Source organism: Calderihabitans maritimus (assembly GCF_002207765.1).
GTDB lineage: Bacteria > Bacillota > KKC1 > Calderihabitantales > Calderihabitantaceae > Calderihabitans > Calderihabitans maritimus.
On sequence record NZ_BDGJ01000168.1, the window covers coordinates 140,856 to 164,594 of the forward strand.

23 protein-coding genes are annotated in these 23,739 nt (G+C 45.6%); all 23 read left to right on the forward strand.

Translation table 11 applies throughout. The features are described from left to right. The first annotated feature begins 143 nt into the window (after positions 1–143). The gene (locus KKC1_RS12955) at positions 144–1,226 is read left to right on the forward strand and encodes a lipid II:glycine glycyltransferase FemX (RefSeq protein WP_088554846.1); all 1,083 of its coding nucleotides are present in this window, start codon (positions 144–146) and stop codon (positions 1,224–1,226) included. A 19-nt stretch (positions 1,227–1,245) separates the two neighbouring features. Next, positions 1,246–2,439 (forward strand): alanine racemase, encoded by a 1,194-nt coding sequence (alr, locus tag KKC1_RS12960; RefSeq protein ID WP_192868240.1) that lies wholly within the window; start codon positions 1,246–1,248, stop codon positions 2,437–2,439. A gap of 67 nt (positions 2,440–2,506) precedes the next feature. Beyond that, entirely contained in the window at positions 2,507–3,463 is a 957-nt protein-coding gene (sppA, locus tag KKC1_RS12965) for a signal peptide peptidase SppA (RefSeq protein WP_088554848.1), read from the forward strand. Further along, positions 3,456–4,127 carry a Yip1 family protein gene (locus tag KKC1_RS12970; protein WP_192868241.1) on the forward strand — a complete coding sequence of 224 codons (672 nt, stop codon included), beginning with the start codon at positions 3,456–3,458 and terminating at the stop codon, positions 4,125–4,127. Before sppA ends, KKC1_RS12970 begins: the two co-directional genes overlap by 8 nt. 238 nt (positions 4,128–4,365) lie before the next feature. Further along, positions 4,366–5,145 (forward strand): IclR family transcriptional regulator, encoded by a 780-nt coding sequence (locus tag KKC1_RS12975; protein ID WP_088554850.1) that lies wholly within the window; start codon positions 4,366–4,368, stop codon positions 5,143–5,145. 93 nt (positions 5,146–5,238) lie between these two features. Continuing rightward, the gene (gene panB / locus KKC1_RS12980) at positions 5,239–6,093 is read left to right on the forward strand and encodes a 3-methyl-2-oxobutanoate hydroxymethyltransferase (RefSeq protein ID WP_088554851.1); all 855 of its coding nucleotides are present in this window, start codon (positions 5,239–5,241) and stop codon (positions 6,091–6,093) included. A 63-nt stretch (positions 6,094–6,156) separates the two neighbouring features. Next, positions 6,157–7,191 (forward strand): TRAP transporter substrate-binding protein, encoded by a 1,035-nt coding sequence (locus tag KKC1_RS12985; protein WP_088554852.1) that lies wholly within the window; start codon positions 6,157–6,159, stop codon positions 7,189–7,191. Positions 7,192–7,277: 86 nt separating this feature from the next. Then, complete coding sequence (locus KKC1_RS12990) at positions 7,278–7,772, forward strand: TRAP transporter small permease (RefSeq protein WP_202820077.1); 495 nt, start codon at positions 7,278–7,280, stop codon at positions 7,770–7,772. Beyond that, complete coding sequence (locus tag KKC1_RS12995) at positions 7,772–9,046, forward strand: TRAP transporter large permease (RefSeq protein WP_088554853.1); 1,275 nt, start codon at positions 7,772–7,774, stop codon at positions 9,044–9,046. Before KKC1_RS12990 ends, KKC1_RS12995 begins: the two co-directional genes overlap by 1 nt. 15 nt (positions 9,047–9,061) lie before the next feature. Then, a complete protein-coding gene (locus KKC1_RS13000; protein ID WP_088554854.1) occupies positions 9,062–10,441 on the forward strand; it encodes an FAD-binding oxidoreductase in 1,380 nt (459 codons plus the stop codon). Positions 10,442–10,462: 21 nt separating this feature from the next. Further along, positions 10,463–11,755: an FAD-binding oxidoreductase gene (locus KKC1_RS13005; RefSeq protein ID WP_088554930.1), complete on the forward strand. Its 1,293-nt coding sequence runs from the start codon at positions 10,463–10,465 to the stop codon at positions 11,753–11,755. Further along, positions 11,736–13,076, forward strand: coding sequence for a (Fe-S)-binding protein (locus KKC1_RS13010; RefSeq protein ID WP_192868242.1), 1,341 nt, complete (start codon positions 11,736–11,738; stop codon positions 13,074–13,076). The genes KKC1_RS13005 and KKC1_RS13010 overlap by 20 nt, the downstream gene beginning before the upstream one ends. Then, a complete protein-coding gene (locus KKC1_RS13015) occupies positions 13,033–14,286 on the forward strand; it encodes a nickel pincer cofactor-dependent isomerase, group 22 (protein WP_088554855.1) in 1,254 nt (417 codons plus the stop codon). The genes KKC1_RS13010 and KKC1_RS13015 overlap by 44 nt, the downstream gene beginning before the upstream one ends. Positions 14,287–14,458: 172 nt before the next feature. Further along, positions 14,459–14,884: a response regulator gene (locus KKC1_RS13020; protein ID WP_088554856.1), complete on the forward strand. Its 426-nt coding sequence runs from the start codon at positions 14,459–14,461 to the stop codon at positions 14,882–14,884. A 113-nt stretch (positions 14,885–14,997) separates the two neighbouring features. Next, positions 14,998–15,858 (forward strand): class II fructose-1,6-bisphosphate aldolase, encoded by an 861-nt coding sequence (locus KKC1_RS13025; RefSeq protein WP_088554857.1) that lies wholly within the window; start codon positions 14,998–15,000, stop codon positions 15,856–15,858. Between the two features lie 98 nt (positions 15,859–15,956). Then, a complete protein-coding gene (gene fsa, locus KKC1_RS13030; protein ID WP_088554858.1) occupies positions 15,957–16,604 on the forward strand; it encodes a fructose-6-phosphate aldolase in 648 nt (215 codons plus the stop codon). 209 nt (positions 16,605–16,813) lie between these two features. Further along, positions 16,814–18,076: a transcription termination factor Rho gene (rho, locus tag KKC1_RS13035; protein ID WP_088554859.1), complete on the forward strand. Its 1,263-nt coding sequence runs from the start codon at positions 16,814–16,816 to the stop codon at positions 18,074–18,076. Positions 18,077–18,211: 135 nt separating this feature from the next. Further along, on the forward strand, positions 18,212–19,111 hold the full coding sequence (locus KKC1_RS13040; protein WP_088554860.1) for a peptidoglycan DD-metalloendopeptidase family protein: 900 nt from the start codon (positions 18,212–18,214) through the stop codon (positions 19,109–19,111). Positions 19,112–19,188: 77 nt separating this feature from the next. Next, a complete protein-coding gene (locus KKC1_RS13045) occupies positions 19,189–20,457 on the forward strand; it encodes a radical SAM family protein (RefSeq protein ID WP_088554861.1) in 1,269 nt (422 codons plus the stop codon). A 180-nt stretch (positions 20,458–20,637) separates the two neighbouring features. Further along, positions 20,638–21,204 carry a helix-turn-helix domain-containing protein gene (locus tag KKC1_RS13050; RefSeq protein ID WP_088554862.1) on the forward strand — a complete coding sequence of 189 codons (567 nt, stop codon included), beginning with the start codon at positions 20,638–20,640 and terminating at the stop codon, positions 21,202–21,204. A 36-nt stretch (positions 21,205–21,240) separates the two neighbouring features. After that, positions 21,241–21,885, forward strand: coding sequence for a DUF2284 domain-containing protein (locus KKC1_RS13055; protein WP_088554863.1), 645 nt, complete (start codon positions 21,241–21,243; stop codon positions 21,883–21,885). A 27-nt stretch (positions 21,886–21,912) separates the two neighbouring features. Continuing rightward, positions 21,913–22,095: a hypothetical protein gene (locus KKC1_RS13060; protein WP_088554864.1), complete on the forward strand. Its 183-nt coding sequence runs from the start codon at positions 21,913–21,915 to the stop codon at positions 22,093–22,095. 566 nt (positions 22,096–22,661) lie between these two features. Beyond that, a complete protein-coding gene (locus tag KKC1_RS13065) occupies positions 22,662–23,735 on the forward strand; it encodes a TRAP transporter substrate-binding protein (protein ID WP_088554865.1) in 1,074 nt (357 codons plus the stop codon). The last annotated feature ends 4 nt before the right edge of the window (positions 23,736–23,739 follow it).

Here is a 23,739-nt window from a genome sequence, read left to right on the forward strand (position 1 = left end):
CGCACTGTGGTGCGGGTTTGTTATTTATACCAACTTGCCTATGGGGAAAAGTTTTGTTATGTTTTAGGCAGGTGAACTGGACAAGTTATCTCGGTATGCTGGTGCAGGTTAAAAGGCAAAATAGAGAAAAAGGAGGACTAATTTTGAATTGGAAAGCTCGCTTAATTACCGCGGAAGAGAGAAACAAATATAACCATTTTGTCTCCCGGCACCCTAAAGGGCACATCTTACAATCCTACGAGTGGGGAGAAGTCAAATCTAAAACCGGATGGAAGCCTTTGCGCCTTGTAGTGGAACAAGAGGGGAAAATCGTAGGAGCCATTTCTATCCTTATGCGCCAGGTACCGATTGGAGGAAAAACTATTTTTTATGCACCCCGCGGTCCTGTGGTAGACCTCGACAGACAGGATTTGCTCGATTTTTTATGGGCGGAGGTCAAAAAACTGGCTAGACAGCACGGAGCTATTTTCTTAAAGATTGACCCGGACGTTCCCTCCCAAAATTTAGAATTTAAGGAGTATTTGATTAAAACCGGGTTTCGTCCCGCTGACAAAGAAGCGGGATTTGAAGGAATACAACCCAAATATGTTTTCCGTTTAGACATTACTCCTTCCTTGGATGAGTTAATGGCAAATTTTCACCAAAAGACTCGTTATAACATTCGGCTGGCAATAAGAAGAGGAGTAAAAGTGAAAAGTGAATGCCAGAAGGAAGACCTGCGGGTATTCTACCGGATTTTGCTGGAAACGGCGGAACGGGACAAATTTTTAGTACGTTCTTATGATTACTTTGCCATTCTGTGGGATGAGCTGGTGGAGCGAGGTCTGGCTAATTTGTTCATGGCTTATTACCAGGATGAACCTATTGCCGGAACTTTAGCCTTCATATTTGGGGACAAAGCCTGGTATTTATACGGTGCTTCCAGCAATCGATACCGAAATGTTATGCCTAATTATTTGCTCCAGTGGACTATGATTCAATGGGCCAAAGCTAAAGGCTGTACCATGTATGACTTCCGAGGAGTACCGGGAGATCTTTCCGAAGACAACCCTCTTTATGGTTTGTACCGGTTTAAGAAAGGATTTGGGGGTAAATACACAGAATTTGTTGGGGAATATGACTTGGTTTTTTCTCCCTTATATTATTGGCTGTGGAAGACGGCGGAACCGGTATATTCAAAGGCTGTTCGGCAGCTCATCGGGCTGAAGAAAAAACTGAGAGGTTAAAGGGGGCCGGCATGAACTGGTGAACGGTATTGGGTCTCGCTGGGTCGAAATAGATACGGATGCTATAGTTCATAACCTGGAACAAATTAAGAAATTACTGCGGCCGGAGACCAAAATTATGGGAGTGGTCAAGGCCAACGCTTATGGCTGTGGTGCGGTTGAGGTTGCCCGCTGCCTGGTCGGCCAGGGTATATCCATGTTGGGAGTGACCACGGTTGATGAAGGCCTGGAACTTCGCCAACACGGCATATCGGCTCCCGTATTGATTTTTGCTCCTATACTTCCCCAGGAAGCTGATGATGTGGTAGCTAATGACCTTACGGTTTCCGTAAGCGAAACTGAAATTTTGAAACCCCTGGCGGAAGCGGCAAGGGAGCGGGACCGGAAGGCAAAGGTTCATATCAAGGTCGAAACAGGTATGGGAAGGACCGGTATACTGCCCGAAGAAGTCCTATCCTTTATTCGTGCCGCTGTTGAGTATTCGTCGTTAATTGAAATCGATGGGATATATACTCATCTGGCAACGGCCGGCACCGATCCCGGTTTCGCATGGGAACAATTCCGTCGCTTTCAGCGGGTGCTCGAAATGTTGGAGCAGGAGGGAGTTCATATACCTCTCAAGCATGTCTGTAACAGTGCTGCCACTTTATTGTACCCGGAAATGCATCTTTCTATGGTGCGCATCGGAACTCTTCTTTACGGGCAGAAACCTCCGGGGATAAAAAAGGACGAGCTTGGCCTTAAGGATCCGTGGAAGTTTAAAGCCCGGATAATTCATCTTAGGGAAGTACCGCCGGGTACTAGTATCGGCTATGGGCGGGACTATATTACCCGGGAAAAGACACGCATAGCGGTAATTCCGGTAGGGTATGCCGACGGCTTTACCGTAGAACCAGCGGTAAGACCCAAAGGCTGGATTGACCTGTTTAAAGTTCTGATTAAAACAATATTAAACTATTGGGGGTGGTTGCGCAGCCCTACGGTGGTCCATATAGGACATGCCCGGGCGCGCGTAGTGGGTAGGGTAGGTATGCAGTTGACCATGATTGATGTAGGCCATTTGCCTGATGTCCGGTTGGGAGATGAGGTAGAAATACATGTCCGACGCACGTCATTAAACCCTCGCCTGCCACGGGTTTACTTGCGTCAAGGAAGACCTTACGTCGTAAGTTCTATTTCCGGCATTACTGAGGAGAGAAGGGAATATCTTTAGTAATGGCTGGCGCTGTAATTTGATGAGGTGACGTTGAGCAATTTGGAAAAGGGTGGTGAAGTAAGAATTGCGCAAGAAAAAAATAATAGTCGGTCTGGTAGGAGTAATCTGCCTTTTGGCTCTGGTGGCGGCTTTTAGGCTTCAGCCTCGGACACTTCCTTTGAAATCTGTAGGCCAAGAAGGAAAGGTGGCGGTGGTTTTCGTTGAGGGAATTATAGTCGGTACTCGTTCCCAGGCCGGTTTTTTTGACGGCGGGGCTTCGGCTCATTCCATAATGGAACAGTTGAGGGAAGCCCGGGAGGATCCGGCAGTTCGGGCGGTGGTATTAAGGATTAATAGCCCCGGGGGTTCGGCGGCAGCTTCGCAAGAGATAGGTGATGAAATAAGTAAGTTGAAGAAGGCGGGAAAAGTAGTAGTTGCTTCTATGGGTGAAGTTGCTGCTTCAGGAGGATACTGGATTGCCGCTTTAGCAGACAAAATTGTAGCTAATCCGGCAACTATGACCGGCAGTATAGGGGTAATAATGCAACTGGAGAATCTTTCAGAACTGTATGAGAAGTTAGGCATTGACTTTAATGTTATTAAAAGCGGCCCTCATAAAGACATGGGCTCTTCTACCAGGGATTTAACCCCCGAGGAAAAAGACATCCTGCAGGAAATGGTGAATGATATTTATGAGCAGTTCATCAAGGTGGTGGTTAAAGGGCGTAACCTTTCTCGCGAAAAAGTTGAGGCACTGGCAGACGGGCGTATTTTCACCGGCAAGCAGGCAAAGCAGTTGGGACTGGTGGACCAATTAGGCAATTACTACGACGCTATAGACCTGGCGGCTAAATTGGCGGGCATTGAAGGAGAACCTGTTGTAGTTCAATATGATCGTCCGTCTCCGTGGCAGATTCTTTTTGGAACCAGGAGGACAAAGAGTTGGTTACGGGAGGATTTCCTGTGGCTACTGCCTGTCCTTACGCAATGGTATCGTTTAGATAGGTCCGGAAATCTTTTGGGAGGTGAAAAGATTGAATGATGAGCAGTCCCGGGATCTGAGTTTGGTGGACCTTCTATACGGAGTGATAGTGCAGCCGTCAAGAACTCTCAGATATGTTGCGCAGAAGAAACTGTATTTCCGGGCTTTCGGTACTTATTTAGGAGTGCAGCTTTTTAACTCTTTGATGACTGTAGCCTCTTTTGAAGACCAGTACAGGAGGGTTGCTCCCCCTTGGCAGGAAACTTTTTTAAATGAATTCCCTTTTCAGCAACTCTTACTGTTTTGGATTCCGGTAGCAGTAATAGGTAGTTTAGTAATATGGTTCATCATGGCAGGGGTTCTCCATTTAATAGCCGAGTTTTCCGGCGGGATTGGAAGCGGGATTGGCTTATTTGCCGCTTTGGGATTTACAACTGTTCCTAACGTTTTGCTTACTGTGGTTGACTTTATTTTACGCCTTTTACAGATTCCTGCCGACTTTTTTATCCGGATGGCTGGTTTCGTATGGATTGTTGTTTTGCAAGTTTTGGCGTTAAGGGAATCTCATCAATTCTCGACGGGAAAAGCCATTTTAGTTTTTATAACTCCTTTGGTAGTCATGATAGGAATCTTTATGGCTCTTGGAGTTGCCTTCATCGGTACTATTTTACCTTTCTTAAAAACTTTACCTCAAACATTACCGGGAGTTCCGCCGTTGTTCTAATAACTCTAAAGGCGCTTATACTTTTGCCTGGAAAGCTGGCAGGTGTATTACCTTCCGGCTTTTTTTATGTTCAAAAACACTATGGAGTATCTACCGGTAATTATATAAAAGCTCCATAAAAAGATTATTAGAATTCAGAATTATTTTGACATAATTAGAAGGAAATTTGCGAAAAATGTCGAAGTTTTAATATGTAAATAAGAGTTTCGCTATATGAGACACCAAAGGAGTTGAAGATATGTCAGAGGACGAACGCTATACTATCCGGTCGATTGACCGGGCGATAGATATTCTCTTTTGCTTTACCAAAGATGGTTCCGAGTTTAGCATAACCGAGCTGGCTAAACTCTTGAAACTTCACAAAAGTACTGTACACCGGCTAGTGATAACCATGGCTTCCCGCGGTTTACTGGAAAGGAATCCGCAAAATGGCAAGTATCGTCTTGGGTTAAAGATCCTAGAGTTGGGAAGTTTGGTGGCTGACCGCATGGATCTCCGCCAGCGAGCACGGGAGTTTTTGGAGGAATTGTCGGCTCGATACCGGGAGACAGTACACCTGGTAGTTCGAGATCAGAACGAAGCTATCTATATTGACAAGGTGGAACCTCCGGATGCAGTGGTTCGTTATTCCAGAGTAGGCAAGCGATTGCCGCTTTACTGTACAGCGGTGGGAAAAGTATTACTGGCGGGACTGCCTCCTGAGAGGGTTGTTGAAATAGTGGATACGCTGGATTTGAATCCTTTGACGGAAAGGACCATAACCAGCCGGGAACGATTGGTAGAAGAAGTAGAATTGGTTCGCCGCCAAGGGTACGCACTGGACAATGAGGAGTTAGAGCCCGGTCTCCGTTGTGTTGCTGCACCCATCTGGGATCACCGGGGACGGGTAATAGCAGCTTGCAGCATCTCCGGCAGCGCCAGCCGGATTAACAACCAACGTATGGAGAAGCTTATCAAGGCTGTGAAACGCACAGCTTTGGCCATCTCCCAGCACATGGGTTACACGGGGAGGGGCTAATCCTTACAGAAAGGGGGGATGAAGAGAGATAGCTGAAAAATTTTCGCTTCGAAGATGTAAGAAAATATTTGAAAGAACGTAGGAGGTTTTGCCATGGGACGTCCAAAAGTTACTATACCAGTTTTAAGAAACATGATGGAGCAAGGTCAGAAGATAACGATGTTGACCGCTTATGACTATCCGCTGGCTTTATTAGAAGAACAGGCAGGGGTAGACATCATCCTGGTAGGAGATTCTTTGGGAATGACGGTCTACGGGATGGACAGCACTTTGCCCGTAACCCTGGATATGATGATCAATCATGCTAAAGCAGTCAGAAAGGGCGCACCAACGGCGTTTGTAATTGGTGATATGCCTTACATGACTTATCAGGTTTCTCCGCAGGAAGCTATCCGGAATGCAGGTAGACTTATGGCAGAAGCCAGTGTAGACGCAGTCAAAATGGAAGGCGGGGAGGAAATGGCTTCTACTATCAAGGCTGTAGTAGATGCTACCATCCCTGTTATGGGACACATTGGCCTAACTCCCCAGTCTATCTCTCAGCTGGGTGGTTTTAAAGCCCAGGGTCGAGATGCAGCTTCGGCAGAGAAATTAATGAGAGATGCTAAAGCGGTTGAGGAAGCTGGGGCATTTGCCCTGCTGGTAGAAGCCGTGCCGCCCCCGGTGTTGGAGGAGATTACTAGAAGGGCTTCCATTCCGGTGATCAGTTTAGGTTCAGGTAAACACGCCCACGGACAATTGTTGATAGTGCATGATATCCTGGGCTTCTTCGACAGGTTTGTCCCCAAATTTGTTAAGCAGTATGCGAACCTAAACAGCACCATCCAGGAAGCCCTAAAGCAGTATGTGAAAGAAGTTAGAGAAGGTATTTTCCCTGAGGATCAGTATACTTACTCCATGAAACCAGAGGAATTAGCAGAATTTAAAAAGCGAATAAGTGATTTATGATTATTCCTTTATTTAAATTATTATAACACAAGAATAATGAAAAATTAAGGGAGGATATTTCAAATGTATAGATCGCAAAGTATTATCGCTTTCGCGGTAATCGTCGTTTTAACCGCTTTTTTGATCGTTGGTTGCAGTGGCGGGAATTCGCAACCTACTGGTCAAGAAACCGGCGGTAACGGTGATTCGACTAAGACTATCAATTTAAAGGTCGGTCACGTATTAGCTCCTACTCATCCGTATCAGCTTGGTCTGGAGAAATTTGCTGAGCTGGTAGCCGAAAAGAGCGGCGGAAGGGTAAAAGTAGAAGTATTTCATAGTTCCCAACTTGGTAACGAACGGGAAATGATTGAGGGCCTGCAAATGGGCACATTAGACATGACCCTGGTTTCGACCGCTCCGCTGGCTGGTTTCTCCAATAAGTTTTTAGTATTCGACCTACCTTTCATTTTCCAGAGTCGCGAGCAGGCATATAAGGTACTGGATGGTCCTATCGGCACCGAAATCTTAGACAGTCTGAAAGATCAGGGTATTGTTGGCTTGGCTTATTGGGAAAACGGCTTCCGTAATGTGACTAATTCAAAAAGGCCCGTGATTCACCCCGAGGATATGAAAGGTATGAAAATCAGGACTATGGAAAATAAAATCCACATGGCATCCTTTAAGACTATCGGGGCAGATCCAACCCCTATGGCCTTTGGAGAACTCTTTACCGCCCTGCAGCAGCAGACGGTAGACGCCCAGGAAAACCCGATACCCATTATCTATACTTCTAACTTCTTTGAAGTACAGAAATACCTGTCTCTAACGGGGCACTTCTACGCGGCAGCGCCGCTTTTGATCAGTAAAGCCCGGTGGGATACCCTGCCTGCTGATGTGCAGCAGGCAATTAAAGAAGCTGCTATAGAAGCCCGGGACTACGAACGCGAGCTTATTCAAAAAATGGATAATGAGCTGTTGGAGGAACTGAAGAAAAAGGGTATGGAAGTCTCAGAAGTGGACAAGAACGAGTGGCTTAAAGCTATGGAGCCGGTGTACAAACAGTTTGAAGACGAAATCGGTGCAGACGTAATTGCCAAGGTGCGTGGTGTAAAATAACCGTTTTTTGAGGTCGGCAGGAAATTCTCTGCCGACCTCATCCTCCTAATTCATCTTTTTATTTTCTGTCGAAAGGAGGATTATATGTGCAGCAAAAAGAACCACCTAAGTTCTTATACTGGTTGGATAAATTTGAAGAAGGCGCAGTTACCATCTTACTTGGGGCCATGACCGTGGTGGTATTCTTACAGGTTTTCTTCCGTTTCGTAATCAAGGGTTCGCTGCCATGGTCGGAGGAACTGGCCCGCTATCTGATGGTCTGGGCAGTTTTCATCGGTGCCAGTATCGGTGCCAAAGAGGGCGCCCACATAGGGGTGGAAGCTTTTGTCGCCTTTTTACCGGCCAAGTTGAGGCGGGTTGCTCTGGTTTTGGCTGGAGCGTTTTCCTTACTGTTTTGCATAATTATTGCTTATCTTTCTTTTAAAGTTGTTGGCTTTCTGATGAAATCTGGGCAATTGTCGCCCGCTATGCAAATTCCTATTTTCTGGGCTTACCTGGCCATTCCGGTGGGCTCGATATTAATGGCCATACGTTTCGTACAGGCCACAGCTGCGAAGCTGCGTAATGAGGGAGTGGTCTGATGACTGCAATTCTCTTTGGTGTGTTTGCTATCCTGGTGCTGCTGAACGTTCCGGTAGCTGTTAGTTTAGGGCTGGCTACCATAACAGCTATCGCTGCAACCAACACGGTTCCTTTAATGGTGGTAGCTCAGAAACTGTTTACTGCTACCGATTCTTTCCCTTTGATGGCTATTCCTTTTTTCATGATTGCCGGTAGCCTAATGGAAAAAGGTGGAATTTCTCGCCGCCTGATTCGCTTCGCCAACGCTCTGGTTGGATCACTACCTGGTGGTTTGGCTTTGGTTACAGTGCTGGCCTCTATGTTTTTCGCGGCCATTTCCGGTTCCTCTCCAGCAACGGTGGCGGCCATCGGGTCCATAATGATTCCGGCCATGGTGCGGCAGGGGTACGCAAAAGATTTTGCGACTGCTACTCAGGCATCGTCTGGCTACATCGGAGTCATTATTCCGCCGAGCATTCCTATGGTGACTTACGGCGTAGTAACGGGGGCCTCTATAGGCGCCTTGTTTATGGCGGGTTTTGTCCCGGGGATTCTGATTGGCGCTGCTTTAATGACGGTAGCCTTTGTGATAGCTAAGAAAAATGGCTACGTTGGCGAACAACGAGCCAACTTCAAAGAAGTTTGGACAGCTTTTAAAGACGCTTTTCTAGCGCTTTTGATGCCCGTAATCATTCTAGGAGGTATCTACGGAGGGGTTTTCACTCCTACCGAGGCAGCAAACGTAGCAGTGATTTACGGTTTAGTAGTAGGAATGTTTGTATACCGGGAACTTAAGTGGTCCGATATTCCAGCAGTACTGAGGGCCTCAGCTATCAGTACCGCTATGGTGATGCTGATTATCGCTACTGCTTCTGCTTTTGGACTCCTGTTAACTCGAGAAATGATTCCCAACAAGATTGCTAACTTCTTTATAGGAATTACGGACAGTAAACTCATACTGCTAATATTAATTAACCTGATGCTCTTAGTGGTAGGAACATTTATGGAAACCAATGCTGCTATTATTATTCTGGCACCTATATTTTTTCCAGTAATCATACAGATGGGCATTGACCCCATTCATTTTGGTGTAATTATGGTAATTAACTTGGCCATCGGCATGATTACACCGCCCTTAGGGGTTAATCTGTTCGTGGCCTGCGGTTTGACTAAACTGCCCATTGAACGAATCATCAAGGCTAACTGGGCTTATCTGTTTGTTTCCTTAGCAGTGCTGGCACTTATTACTTATTTCCCTGCCTTGTCTTTATGGCTGCCCAACTTATTGCAGTAACTTGAGGTGAGATGGGTGCTTAGCAGGCGTGTTATTAGTCAACTAAAAGATATTTTTGGTCCTCCAAATGTATTGACCTCCAAAATCAGTATGGAGGCTTATGCTTACGATTCTTCTCCCTTTATACATTATCCCGAAGCAGTGGTATTTGCCGACAAGGTGGAACAGATATCCCAACTGATGAAGCTGGCAAACCGGGAGAAAATTGTAGTGGTGCCGCGAGGTGCTGGCACCAGCCTTAGCGGGGGAGCGGTTCCTGTTCACGGGGGTATAATTCTTGTTCTTAATCGTTTTAACCGCATTCTGGAGATCGATCCGGTAAATGAGGTGGCCTGGGTAGAGTCGGGGGTTACCAACCTGGCTCTACAGCAGGCTGCCGCTTCCTACGGTTTAATGTTTGGTCCCGATCCAGCTAGTCAAAAAGTTGCTACCATGGGAGGAAATGTAGCAGAGGGTGCGGGAGGTATCCGGGGAGTTAAATACGGTGTTACCAGGGATCACTTATTAGGGTTGGAAGTAGTTTTGCCTGACGGGGAAGTGGTGATGATCGGCGGTTTGGGCAAATACGTGCCGCAAATTGATTTGACTGGTATTTTTTGCGGGTCGGAAGGTACGTTGGGCATCATTACTAAGATCCTGGTAAAACTTATCCCTCTTCCGGAAGCTATCCGTACCATGATGGCTGTTTTTGGCAGTTTAGACAAAGCGGGCGAGGCTGTATCACAGATTATAGCCCGGGGTATTGTACCTACTACATTGGAAATCATGGACCAAACCATGATACGGGCGGTAGATGATTTTATCAACGTAGGTTTTCCGCGAGAGGCGGAGGCAGTCCTTCTGATTGAGGTAGACGGTTATGAAGTAGAAGTGGACCGGCAGGTGGAATCTGTTGTGTCTATATGCAAGGAGCAGGGGGCCACAGATATTCGCAAGGCAACTGATGAAAAGGAACGGCAGGACCTTTGGCTGGCAAGACGCTCTGGTAATGGAGCGTTAGGGCGTATTAAACCGGCTTACATGGTCCAGGACGTAACGGTGCCTAGACACAAGCTGCCTGATATGTTAAGGTTCGTATCCGACATTAGTAAGAAATACGGTATTATTATCGCCCAGATGGCCCATGCCGGAGACGGGAATCTGCACCCTCACCTGCTTTATGATCCCTTTCAGCCGGAGGAGTTAGAACGGGTAAAACAGGCCAGTCATGAAATTTTTACTGCTGCTTTAGAAATGGGTGGTAGTCTTACAGGAGAACACGGCATTGGAATGGAAAAGTTGGAGTTTATGACTCAAGCATTTACTGCAAATGATTTAGACTTTATGGAACAAGTAAAAAGAGCCCTAGACCCCCACCTGGTTTTAAACCGGGGCAAGGTCTTGGATATAGCCTAATTTAGGAAAGAGGATGAAAACATGGAAAGGGGAAAGTTAGTTCGATCCCTGGCCCAGATAGTGGGCAGTTCTAATGTAACTACTGAACCGGAGCAGATTATAGCTTGCGGATTTCGAATGGAAAGCCGCCCCGAAGTATTGGTTTTTCCGGGTAGCAAGGAAGAGTTGCAGGAAATTGTATGGTGGGCAATAAATGAGGAACTTCCACTAGTACCGTTAGGTTCCGGCAGTGAAATCAGGCGGGTGCTAGATTCTTTTCAAAGGGGCATCGGCGTGTCGTTACAGAGATTAAACCGTTTTGTGGAACTAGAACCGGACAATCTTTCCGTACGAGTTGAGGCAGGAGCAGTAAATTCGGAGTTGCAGGAAGTACTCTGCCGAAACAACCTGTTCTTACCGGTATTTCCCGACTACCCCCAGTCTACCATCGGTGGCGAAGTGGCTGCTGATACTGCGGGACGGAAGCGCTACCGTTACGGCAGTATAGGAGATTATGTACTCGGATTGGAGTTTATTTCTCCCGGCGGCAAGTTGGTGAAAACCGGTGGTAAAACAGTGAAAAACGTTAGCGGTTATGATTTTACTAAACTGCTGGCTGGTTCATGGGGTACCTTAGGCGTAATTACCGAGGTCACCTTAAAATTAAGGCCTTTACCGGAAGTAGAAAGTCTAGTGCTTGTAAGTTTCGACGGCTTTTCCAATGCGTTGGAAATGGCATGGGAGTTAATGGGCCGGAGGTTGACCATAGTATCCTTAGAAATACTTTGGCCGGCTTCTCAGTGGAGGCTACTCGATTGTCCGGGAGAAATAATATTGTTAGTTGTTTTAGAAGGGAGCAGAGAAGCGGTAACTGAGCACCGGAAACAGGTGCAGGAAGTCATTACTGGCAGGCCAGCCCAGTGGATAGATGAGCGGCTGGCGATATCTAGGTTTTGGGAAAATTACCACCGGTTCCGCTGGGAAATGAAGACAAGCAACTTTTTCTCTGCTAATTTTGATAAGCGGTTAACAGCGGAAATTGTAGAGCGTATTTTTTCAAAGAGCGAGAAGATGGACATGCAAGTAGGGCTAGATGTAGGTTCGGGAGTATTAGATTTTTCTTTAACCAATTATAATGAGATGCCCAGGAATTTACTTGAGCGTTGGCTTTTTCTACAAGCTGAATACGGAGAGGACAGGGTAAGACTGAGCTTTGCTGCTCCCTCAAAACAACTTTTGTTAGAGAAGCTGTGGCCCAAAATCGATCCGCAGGGAATCATGTTCCCTACCAACGCACTATTGAGGGGTGTGAACCGTGGTTCAGGAAATAGGTAGGTCAGAACTACAGCAAAAAATTCTACGTTGTAACCGGTGTGGTTTTTGTCAGGATGTGTGTCCTACCTATAAGGTTACTGGTGACGAATTTAATGTAGCTCGGGGACGTATTCGCTTAACCCGTCTGGTGGTGGAAGGTAAGTACCATTGGGGTGAGGAAGCGGAAATCACCCAACATATCGAAAGCTGTTTGTTGTGTAAGGCCTGCGTGGCTACCTGTCCCTCCAGGGTGGCCACTGATGAAATAGTTGCTCAAGCCCGGGCTGAAATTACTGCTGCCAAGGGGTTGACTCCCTTTAAGCGGCTGGTTTACCGCGGTGTATTTTCTCACAACCGGAGGCTGGTCAGGGTGGGGCGCCTGCTTCGTTATTACCAAAAAAGCGGTATACGCTGGGTGGTTAAGAAAAGTGGGGCCTTAAAGCTTATGCGAAATTTGGGTAAAGCCGAGGATATTATTCCTCAGGTACCCGCAGCGAATCTCCGGGAGCAGTTGCCTCAAATTTTAAAACCGGTAGCGAATCCAGCTCATAAAGTAGCTTATTATCCGGGTTGCGCTATAAATGTTTTCTATAGTGATATTGGCAAAGCTACTATTCAAGTCCTGCAAAAGAACCTGTGTCAGGTAGTAGTACCTCATACTGTATGTTGCGGTGGCCCGCATCATAGCGCTGGCGACCATGAAGAAGTCAAAAGGCTGGCCCGAGAAAACATTGATTTTTTGGGTCGGTATGAGGTAGAAGCCATTATTACTGACTGTGCTACTTGTGGCAGTATTTTGAAGGAATATGGTAGGCTTCTACAGGATGACCCTGGCTACCGGGAAAAGGCGCTGGAATTTTCAGCCAAAGTAAAGGATATCAACGAGTACTTGGTGGAGATAGGTTATTCGCGGGAACTGGGTCCGCTGCCTGTGGTAGTAAGTTACCATGACCCGTGTCACTTGGGGCGCGGTCAGAAAATAATAGGACCACCTCGTGAGATTCTTAAAAGCATTCCCCAATTAGAATTGCGGGAGATGCAGGAGGCCGACTGGTGTTGTGGCGGTGCAGGTTCTTACGGCATTACTCATCCCGAAATTTCCCGAAAGATATTAGACCGAAAGATGAAGAACTTTCAGGCTACTGGTGCCAGTGTATTGGCCACTTCCTGCCCTGCCTGTACCATGCAGCTACAATACGGTATTAAAAGGTATGGGTTACAGGCCCAGGTAGTGCACCCAGTACAGCTATTGGCTAGAGCTTACCAGGCAGCTGAAAAAAAGGAGGAGGGAGAAGGTAATGTGCCGCTTCCCTCGGGTAGTGAAAATAAAACAGCGGTTTGATACTCCCAAATTAGATGATGTAGAGGGTAGGGTGGAGGCAGAAATAGCTAAGGTAAGGGACAGGATCCGGCCCGCGGCCAGGATTGCGGTGGCAGTAGGCAGCCGCGGCATTAGAAACCTCCAGAAGATTGTAGCCACGGTAGTAAATAAAATCAAAGAGGCGGGTGGCGAACCGTTTATCATCCCAGCTATGGGTAGTCACGGTGGGGCTACTGTTGAGGGGCAGAAGGAAGTCTTGGCCTCCTATGGTATAACTGAGGATGCTTTAGGAGTACCTGTAGTGAGCAACATGGCTACGGTACAAATTGGAGAAACGGCAAGGGGCATTCCTGTTTTCTTCGACCGGGTAGCTGCCGAGGCTGATGGGATTGTGGTTATAAACCGGGTTAAGCCTCACACCGATTTTCATGGTCGGGTGGAGAGTGGCCTGCTGAAAATGCTGGCCATCGGTTTGGGAAAACAAAAAGGAGCGGAAATGATTCACAGTTACGGTATTGCGGGCCTCAGAGAGCTTATTCCCCAGGCTGCTAATGTAATACTAAAAAAAATGCCGGTACTTTTTGGTCTTGCCATACTGGAAAATGCCGAAGATGATACGGCGGATATAGTTGCTCTGCGAGCAGAAGAAATTGAGGCGCAAGAACCTGTTTTATTAGAACGGGCCAGGTTACTGATGCCTAGGTTACCTGTACAACGGTTGGATGTATTGGTAGTGGAGGAAATGGGCAAGAATATTAGCGGTGTGGGTTTAGACCCTAACATCACAGGCAGGATTGGTATTCGCCAGCAGAGGGATGCCGAAGCTCCTATTATTTCTCGGGTTGTAGTTTTGGACTTGACGGAGGAGAGCCACGGTAATGCCCTTGGGATGGGCTTGGCTGATGTAATCACCCGCCGTTTTCGGAATAAAGTGGATTTGTCTACCACCTATGCTAACGTAATCACATCAGGATTTCTGGAACGGGGATTCATCCCTTTGGTGATGCCGAGTGACCAGGAAGCTATTGACCTGGCATTGAGAACCTGTGGACGGCGGGTAGAACCGGCTACCGCCCGATTGATGTTGATTAAAAATACCCTGGAACTGGGGGAATTGTATGTTTCGACGGCTTTACTGCCGGAGGTGGAGCAAAATCCGCAAGTGGAAATATTAGAGGGGCCGGTACCTTTGATTTTCAATGAAGATGGAGAGCTAATAATCAGAATTTAATTTTTCAACTTATGCAGAGCAGGGAGACTCCCTGTTTTTTTCTGGGGAACTTTAAGAATTGGAAAAAAGATTTAATCTGACATTATTTTTGGTTTTTTGATTTTTTTTTAAGAAGGATTTTCCAATTCTTTCCCGAATTTAAAATCCAGGGGGAGAGGAGGCGGTGTCTTTTATGACCGAAGTGCGAAACAGGCCGGGAGTGAACAGCAAGATTTTAGTAGTTGACGATCAGCCGGGAGTACGTCAACTTATTAATGAAGCTTTAAAAAGTGATGGTTATCTCGTTCACACTGCGGCAAACGGTAAACAGGCCCTCCGGGAGATCAAGGAGAATACCCCTGCGGTTGTATTGCTGGATTTGAAAATGCCCGGTATGAACGGCTTGGAATTGTTGCAGGAAATTAAGAAAAGCGGCTATCAAGGAGCTATCATTACGATGACTGCGTATGGTGAATTGGATCTGTTAACCAAGGCTCAGAAGTTGGGAGTCGATCACCATTTGACCAAGCCGTTTGATATCAATGACCTGCGGGGTCTGGTCCGTAAAGTAATAGAACAATACAACTATAAAAAGGATAATACAGTCCTTAGAGCATAGGTGGGTTTCCTTTTGAAACCCTTTTTTAAATATCCCCGGACCAGGCAGGACTAAAAAAAGGTTTAGGGGAAAGAATACAAAATGATAATAAACTGAATGAAAGGAGAAAGTTTATGCCGTTAGTAACGGTGGCGGAATTATTGGAAAAGGCGGAAGAGGGCAGTTACGCGGTAGGCGCTTTTAACTGCAATAACATGGAAATTATTCAGGCCATTATAGAGGCTGCGGAGTTGGAGAAAGCCCCGGTAATCATTCAGGCCAGCCAGGGAGCCATTAAATATGCGGGAATAGATTACATCGCTACATTAATAAAAACGGCGGCCAGTAGCAGTTCGGTGCCCGTGGCCATGCATCTTGATCACGGAACCAGTTTCGAACAGGTGGTACAGTGTATCCGAAAAGGTTTTACCTCCGTAATGATCGATGGTTCCAGGTTGCCTTTAGAAGAAAACATAGCGGTAACCCGTGCGGTAGTACAGGTGGCTAGAGCCGTAGGAGTATCGGTGGAAGCAGAGTTGGGGAAAATAGGGGGGACTGAAGATGATATTACTGTAAACGAATGGGAAGCCTCTCTAACTGATCCTGAGGAAGCTCGTTATTTTGTAAAACAGACGGAAGTTGATTCCTTGGCCATAGCTATCGGCACGGCGCATGGACGCTACAAAGGAGTTCCCCGGCTGGATTTTGAACGCTTGAAACGCGTTCGAGAACTTATAAACATTCCCATTGTCCTTCATGGTTCCTCGGGGGTTCCGGATGAAGCTATAAAAAGGGCGGTGGAATTAGGGGTTCGTAAAATAAATATCGATACCAATTTGCGAGAGGCTTTTACCGCGGCAATCAGGCGAGCTTTGAGTGATAATCCTCAGGAAATTGATCCGCGTAAAATTTTGGGACCTGCCAGGGAAGCCATGAGGGAAGTTGTACGGGAAAAAATAAGGCTTTTCGGAAGCGCGGGCAAGGCTGTAGAGTAGATTCGAAATTTTATACGACTAGAAAGGGAATAAGATTTTTTTAGCGAATATCTAATCTTTAGTCTTATAATAATTAGATGGTAGCGGAGGTGCAAAAAATGCGGCTGTTTATCGACACGGCAAATGTAGAAGAAATTAGGGAAGCGTTTGAATTGGGTATCATTTCAGGGGTTACTACCAATCCCACTTTGGTAGCCCGCGAAGGACGAAATTTCCAAGAATTAGTGCGAGAGATAGCTTCAATCGTAGATGGACCTATTAGCGCGGAAGCAGTAAGTTTGGAAGCCGGGACCATGGTAAAAGAGGCTGAAGAACTGGCGGGCATTCATCCTAACGTGGTAGTTAAAATACCTATGACGGCAGAAGGGCTCAAAGCAGTAAAATTATTAAAGGAAAAGGGTATCCGTACTAATGTTACGCTAATTTTTTCGGCCAATCAGGCCCTTTTGGCGGCACGGGCAGGGGCCACTTATGTGAGCCCGTTTATAGGAAGATTGGATGATGTGGGTCATGATGGTCTGCAGGTTATTGCAGATACAGTTCAAATTTTTGCCCAGCATGGAATTGATACAGAAATAATAGCTGCCAGCATTCGACACCCGATGCATGTAACAGAGGCCGCTAAATTAGGTGCTGATATTGCAACGGTTCCTTATAAAGTATTGATGCAGATGATAAAGCACCCTCTGACCGACGTGGGAATAGAGCGATTCCTGGCGGACTGGGAGAAGGTTAAGAATAAATAATAATATTTTTTACTTCTGAGCCTTCTTCTTTAATCGGGAAGAAGGCTTGTCTTCCTGCTTGTTTCCTCCCCATATTCCTGCCTGATTTTCCCCGTACTTTCCGTTATCCCTTTCTTTTTTTCAAAAAAATTGAAGTCCTTTAATAATTAGTTTAGTTTAGATGGGCTTACAAAGGGCATACAATATACACTATTTGGAGGTTTAGGGTGATGAATGTTAGTGAACTAGAAAATAAAACTATGGCCGAACTTTATAATATAGCGCGGGAGCTAGGGCTGAGTGGCTATTCGAAACTTCGCAAGAAAGAACTCATTTTTGAAATTGTTAAGGCGGAGACAGAAAAAGAAGGACACATGTTTGCGCAGGGAGTATTAGAGATTTTGCCGGAAGGGTACGGGTTTTTACGTCCCTTTACCTATCTTCCCAGCGAGGATGATATTTATGTATCTCCTTCTCAGATAAGGCGTTTCGACCTGCGAACCGGCGACAGGGTGGCCGGTCAGGTCAGACCTCCCAAAGATAATGAGCGGTATTATGCACTTCTTCGGGTAGAAACAGTCAATGATCTAGATCCGGAACAGGCTCCTCAGCGGCTTCATTTCGACGGCCTTACCCCCATTTATCCAAACGAGCGGATTACTTTGGAAACGGAGAAACCTACTTTAGCGGCCCGGATGATAGACCTGATTGCACCTTTGGGGAAAGGGCAGCGAGGCCTCATTGTGGCTCCTCCCAAGGCAGGTAAAACCATCCTGCTAAAACAAATCGCCAACAGCATAACGACAAACTATCCCGATATACACCTGTTAATCTTGCTCATAGATGAAAGGCCTGAAGAAGTGACTGATATGGAACGCTCGGTGGAGGCAGAGGTGGTCAGTTCTACCTTTGACGAACCTCCGGAAAATCACGTTAAGGTAGCCGAAATGGTTCTGGAGCGAGCAAAACGCTTGGTAGAACATAAAAAAGACGTGGTAATTCTTTTGGACAGTATTACCCGGCTGGCTCGAGCCCATAATCTGGTGGTTCCGCCGAGCGGGAGAACTCTATCTGGTGGCGTTGATTCTGCCGCCCTTCATAAGCCAAAACGCTTTTTTGGTGCCGCTAGGAACGTAGAAGAAGGGGGAAGCCTTACTATTCTAGCCACCGCTCTGATCGAAACGGGCAGTCGTATGGACGAAGTTATTTTTGAAGAGTTTAAAGGAACCGGCAATATGGAACTCATTCTTGATCGTCGGCTGGCTGAAAGAAGAATTTTTCCTGCCATAGATGTAAAACGTTCCGGTACTAGGAGGGAGGAATTACTTCTAAGCAAGGAAGAACTAGAGCTCATGTGGCATTTTCGCCGGGTTACCAACTCTCTAAGTAATAATGAAGTTACGGAAATGTTAATAGACGCTCTTAACAAAACGAAGACGAATGCCGACCTTTTGAGGGCACTGCCTCAATTATTTCCTTCCAACGGCTCGTAGAAACAATGTCCTATAATGTCTCCCTGCTCGACGAGCAGGGTTTTTTTATGATGTATAAAATTCGGAAATAAGGGCCAAAATATAAGCTGAATGGCAACATTAGAAAAAAATTCCAATTATTAATGAGGTGACATTATGGAAACGACGTTTAAAAGCATAGCCAGGATAATAATTTTACTCGTCTTTTTCAGCCTTTTGCTGCCGCAAACGGCTAAGGCGGAAATGATTCCCATTCAGCTACCTCGAGCTAGCGATGCAACTAAAAAGAGCGAGGCTTCTACAGAAATAGTTTCTCGCATCAACGAAAGAACCAGGCTTTACCGGGTGAAAAAAGGAGATACTCTATGGAGTATAGCCCAAAAATATAATCTGGATTTAGACTTAATAGTTGCCCTCAATGACCTTCCTGCAGACGCTACTATTTATGCCGGGCAGTATCTGGTTCTGCCGTATGAACCGGCAAGCGTTTATGTAGTCAAGCCGGGAGACACCCTTTGGGATATTGCCCGTATTCACCAGGTACCAGTTGACCTTATAGTGCAGCGGAATGACCTGGGAAATCCAGAGTTGCTGCAGGTAGGGCAGGAAATTTTCATTCCCACTTTAAATAGGAGTCAGAGGGTGGTAAGACGAAGTCAAGAAAGGCTCTCCCGTAGTACTTGGGGTTCGCTGTACTGGCCTTTGAGGGGAACTATTACCTCTCCCTATGGTAAGCGGGGAAGAGGATTTCACCATGGTATAGATATAGCCGGCGATTACGGCGAGCCCATCCGTGCTGCAGAGGAGGGAGAAGTTATTTTTTCCGGGTGGTACAACAGTATATACGGTTATACCGTCATAATTAACCACGGGTCAGGGCGGCGTACATTGTACGCTCATAATTCCCGCAATATGGTAAGAAAAGGAGAGCGAGTGAAGGCGGGACAGGTGATTGCCCGGGTCGGCAGTTCCGGACGTTCTACCGGACCTCACCTACATTTTGAAGTTTATATTAACGACCGCACGGTTAATCCTTTAATTTACTTGTCGCGCTGATTTTCATCCCCTGTTTTCCGACAGGGGTTTTTGTTATAATTACTTATCATAGCATATTGCTTGGGGAGTAGTAAAATATGCCGAACTTACTTTTTTCCACTACTGAAGGTAACGTGTTGGATTTTCCCCTCCTTCAGACCGTGGGGCGCACCGGCAGGCTTTTACTGGATTTAACGGAGGAAGAGCTAATACCATTGCCTGAGGGGGCTACTTTGGCTGTACTGCCCGGCAGAGTTCCGGTGGGAAGGGATGGTTCCCGCGGGCGGTATACATCGCTATTCCGGAATCCTTATCAAGATACGGGGGAGCCGGTTTGGGCGGTAGGAGCCCTTTTGCCACAGGGTTATACCCGGACTTATTTGCCGGGCTATGTAACTGGAAAAGGAGCCGGCTCTTTGCCTCTTTTGGGATACACGGCAGTGGCGGCTCTGGATGGCCAGTTTTATGTGGCGGCCATCCAAACAGACGAAGATTTCTGGTGGAATCCATGCCATTATAACACAGTAGAATTAGACGATTTGGTCAAGAAAAAGCTGGCGGAATTTCCTGATAACCGTGTCTTGAAACAATTGGCCCGTTGCTCCCTGGAATACGGTTGTTTTACCGCCCAGAATATTTTTTATGGCCGCTGGGAAGGAGGGATTCCTGTCTCTCCTTCTTGTAATGCCCGGTGTGTGGGCTGTATCTCCCTGCAAGAATCCGCCTGTTGTCCTGCTCCGCAGGCCCGGATAAATTTTCGGCCAACGAGAGAGGAAATTGTGGAAATAGCCCTGTCTCACCTCCGGGAGGCGGACAGTCCAATCATAAGTTTTGGACAGGGCTGTGAAGGAGAGCCGGCTTTGGAAGCGGGTCTCATTGGAAGGGCCATTAGGGAAATTCGGAGGCAGACATCCCGGGGGACCATCAATGCTAATACCAATGCCGGTTTTACCGCCGGTATAATTGAGTTGTGCCGGGCAGGAATTGATGCCCTGCGGGTGAGCTTGAACAGCGCCAATCCCCACCTTTACCATGTCTATTACAGACCCAGAAATTATTCGTTTTCCGACGTACGGGAATCCCTTAAGGCGGCAGCAGCCTACGGAGTATATACCTCTTTAAACCTCTTGGTTTTTCCTGGAGTGACCGACCGGGAGAAAGAAGTTTTCTCCTTGATCAAGCTGATCCGGGAGACTCGGGTGAAACAGGTGCAGTTGAGAAATTTAAATATTGATCCCGACGTATATCTGCGCCTGCTGCCCAAGCCGGAAGGTAAGATTTTAGGTATACGGCGGTTTATAGAGATACTACGGGAAGAACTGCCGGAAGTGGCCCTCGGCAACTACAGCCGCCCGGTCAAAACTTAATATGGAAGGCTGTATTATTTTGTTGGAGTTGCTGCAAAAGTTCAGGAGGAGCCTAGGAAGTACTGGCTACCTATGTTAATCATCAAATTAAATCAAAAATGTTTGGAAACATAGTTCGAAAGAATTTAACTTTATATTGATAGTTTCGAAAAGAGTTGTTAAAATACAAGTGGTATTTGCATGGTAATTGTGAAGCAAAAGGTGATTCTCATGAAAACATTGGGACAAAAACTTAAAGCTGCTCGGTTAGAAAAGAATTTAACATTACAAGAAGTTTCTAAGAAAGCCGGACTATCGGTAAATTACCTTTCTCGAATAGAAAACGATAAAGTTAATATAACAGTAGGCACATTACAGAAATTAGCAAAATGTTATCAAAAGGATCCAGGATACTTTTTAAATGATTCTCCTTCTACAGGGGTTCGTTTTATCAGACGACAAGAAAGACACAGCTTGGGTCTGGATAGGGGGGCAGAGCTACAGGTTTTGTTGGCTGATGATGCCCAAAAACTAGAAGTTTTGTTGATTGATCTAGAGCCGGGAAATGAAAGTGCTCCTATAACCAGTCCGGGAGAAAAGTTTATAGTTGTAACCAAAGGAGTAGTCACGGTAGTTATAGAGGGTGAAGAATATAACTTGGAGGAAGGGGACTCATTGCGTTTCGACAGTAGTAATGAACATTATTGGAAAAATAAAACTGATCAGTCAGCATCTTTTTTAATGATTGCTACTCCACCCCGTTATTAAATAATTTTAAATAGCACTGCTGAGGTGAGAAAAACAATGTTAGAGAAGATTGTTCCCTGCAAAAGTGAAGAGAAAATTAAAGAGGACTTACTGAAACTGGTTACTCTTGCCAAGAAGGAACTACAGGCAACTGACGCTGTTATTATCCCGGCGAGTAAAGTAGTTGTCGATGAAAGGGTTAAGATGAAATGTGCCGTTCCAAGATGTTTTAATTATGGTTCTTGTGCGAACTGTCCCCCTTATACTCCTGACGTTGAAACAGTAAGAAACACAATTAGTAAGTACTCATATGCCATAGTGGTTAAAAGGAACGTTACTCCGGTAGAACATTTCGCCGATAGAACCAGTTCATTGACCAACGCTAAGGTGCATGAACGGGAATTTGCGCAAATTATTGCGAAGTTGGAAAATGCCGCTTTTTCAGCCGGATATTATTTGGCGTTAGGACTGGCGGGTGGAAGTTGTCGGAATTATCTATGCAATGATAAAGTTTGTCAGTATTTAGATAGTGGACGGTGTCGTTACATCAGGATAGCTCGACCGTCGGTTGAAGCGTATGGTATCGATGCTTTTCAACTGGCGGTCGAAGCTGGATGGGATATTTATCCAATAGGTCCGCAACATGTTTCTCCTAAGGAAGTGCCTTTAGCTCTCAACGTAGGAATAGTCTTTATTACCTAAATTGATAACCGGGGAGGGGGTGGAGGTTTGTCAAGAGTATTGGAGGAATTGGCTAAACTGGGCTTAGATGAAAATTCGCGTAAGGTTCAAAAGCTGGCCAGCAATATTGAATTCAGAAGACTGGTGTTATTAACGTTAGGTGAAATTTTACAGGAACTGAAGGAGCTTAACGCACAGTTAAAGGATCAGGAGTATAAAACAGAAAAATAATTTGTCGTCTTTAACTAAAAGGCGAGTATCCGCTTGCCGCAGGCACTTAAGGCGCTTAAAAGCTTAGCTTGCGGTTTTTATTTTTTATAAAAGGAAAATTTTAGAATAATTTGATTAAAAAATTCTTCAAATTTATTTTTTAGAAAAAATTATTGTTCTATAGAAGGAATTTTTTAATAATAAGCGAAGTTATTTTAAAAAATATTTAGATTGTTGCGACAAATATTTTGTCTAAAAAATATATTATAAATTGCCCCTCTTCTAGCGAGGCAAAGAATTCCGGTCAACTGTTTTCCAATTTGCGTTAACGGAGCATAGATCTAAATCTCTCGCGATAGCCCGCTCCGGTGATACTTAATAATTACCGGACACTCCGCAAATGTCAAATCCAACTTGACTGGACTTTCATCTCGTTAAAGAATTGTTGCAAAATTTCCCCCTTTATGGCACCGTCAATACTTGCGAAAAAAGGAGGTGAGATTTCATCAAGTTATTTTCATGAGTATAAAAGAGTTTTGTCGCTGTTCTAGAAAGCAAATTTGAAAATGTACGGGGAGGTTTATTGAATGTTTGGACACAGAAAATTTGTCTTATTATTGGCTTTACTCCTTGCTGTAGGTCTTTTATTGGTCGGCTGTGGGGGTGCAGGAGGAAAAGAACAGTCTTCCTCCCAAGAAAAATCCCCGGGAGAAAAAGAGAGCTCTGAAAATAAACCTACTATCACCTTGAGATTAGGGCACGTTACTCAAACATCTCACCCCTATCACTTGGCCATGGAAAAATTTGCGGAAGTCGCGGCAGAAAAATCTGGAGGAAGAATTCAAGTTCAAATTTATCCGGCTCGGCAGTTAGGCGGCGACCGGGAAATGTTTGAGATGGTCCAGAGTGGTTCCTTGGATATGAACTTAATGCCTACAGCCACTTTAGGTGGTTTCACACCGGTAATGGTCGGGTTACAGTTACCTTGGCTGATTGAAAATTATGATATCTTAGAAAAAGTATTTTTAGGAGAACCCGCTCAGAAACTCTTTGATGCCCTGGAAAAAGAGGTCAACGTAAAACCTTTAGGTTTGATAGAGGCGGGATTCAGGCATTTCGTCAATACTAAACGTCCCATTAACAAAGTAGAAGACTTAAAGGGCCTTAAGTTCCGCGCGGTACAGAGTCCGTTAATTTTAGATATTCAGAAAGCACTGGGTATCAGCCCCACGCCCATGCCTTATGGGGAGATTTATTCATCCTTGCAAACAGGGGTAATAGATGGTTCTGACTTGGAAATTGCATCGGTGTGGACTGAAAAATTCTATGAAGTTGCTGAATATATTTCCATTTCCAGTCATATTAGCTTCCCTGCCGTACTGGTAATGAACACGGATAAATGGAACAGCCTGTCGCCTGAGGACCAGAACATACTTGAGGAAGCAGCCCGAGAGGCTACGATTTTTAACATACAAAATGTAAAGGAGTTTAATGAAGAAGCCTTGCGGAAAGTACAAGAAAAAGGCATGAAAGTAAACAAGATTGAAGACCTGTCGTCCTTCAAAGCTGCTGTCCAACCGGTTTATGACAAATATACCGCTCAACATCCGATAATTAAGGAATTTGTGGAAGATGTACTTAAATTAAAAGGTGAAAAATAGAAAA

Coding starts and splice junctions, on each gene's coding strand:
- panB (WP_088554851.1), top strand. CDS start 5,239: ATGGGACGTCCAAAAGTTACTATACCAGTTTTAAGAAACATGATGGAG.
- KKC1_RS13050 (WP_088554862.1), top strand. CDS start 20,638: ATGGTAATTGTGAAGCAAAAGGTGATTCTCATGAAAACATTGGGACAA.
- KKC1_RS13045 (WP_088554861.1), top strand. CDS start 19,189: ATGCCGAACTTACTTTTTTCCACTACTGAAGGTAACGTGTTGGATTTT.
- KKC1_RS13065 (WP_088554865.1), top strand. CDS start 22,662: ATGTTTGGACACAGAAAATTTGTCTTATTATTGGCTTTACTCCTTGCT.
- fsa (WP_088554858.1), top strand. CDS start 15,957: ATGCGGCTGTTTATCGACACGGCAAATGTAGAAGAAATTAGGGAAGCG.
- rho (WP_088554859.1), top strand. CDS start 16,814: ATGAATGTTAGTGAACTAGAAAATAAAACTATGGCCGAACTTTATAAT.
- KKC1_RS13040 (WP_088554860.1), top strand. CDS start 18,212: ATGGAAACGACGTTTAAAAGCATAGCCAGGATAATAATTTTACTCGTC.
- KKC1_RS13055 (WP_088554863.1), top strand. CDS start 21,241: ATGTTAGAGAAGATTGTTCCCTGCAAAAGTGAAGAGAAAATTAAAGAG.
- KKC1_RS12995 (WP_088554853.1), top strand. CDS start 7,772: ATGACTGCAATTCTCTTTGGTGTGTTTGCTATCCTGGTGCTGCTGAAC.
- KKC1_RS12975 (WP_088554850.1), top strand. CDS start 4,366: ATGTCAGAGGACGAACGCTATACTATCCGGTCGATTGACCGGGCGATA.
- KKC1_RS13020 (WP_088554856.1), top strand. CDS start 14,459: ATGACCGAAGTGCGAAACAGGCCGGGAGTGAACAGCAAGATTTTAGTA.
- KKC1_RS13015 (WP_088554855.1), top strand. CDS start 13,033: ATGTGCCGCTTCCCTCGGGTAGTGAAAATAAAACAGCGGTTTGATACT.
- KKC1_RS13025 (WP_088554857.1), top strand. CDS start 14,998: ATGCCGTTAGTAACGGTGGCGGAATTATTGGAAAAGGCGGAAGAGGGC.
- KKC1_RS13005 (WP_088554930.1), top strand. CDS start 10,463: ATGGAAAGGGGAAAGTTAGTTCGATCCCTGGCCCAGATAGTGGGCAGT.
- KKC1_RS12985 (WP_088554852.1), top strand. CDS start 6,157: ATGTATAGATCGCAAAGTATTATCGCTTTCGCGGTAATCGTCGTTTTA.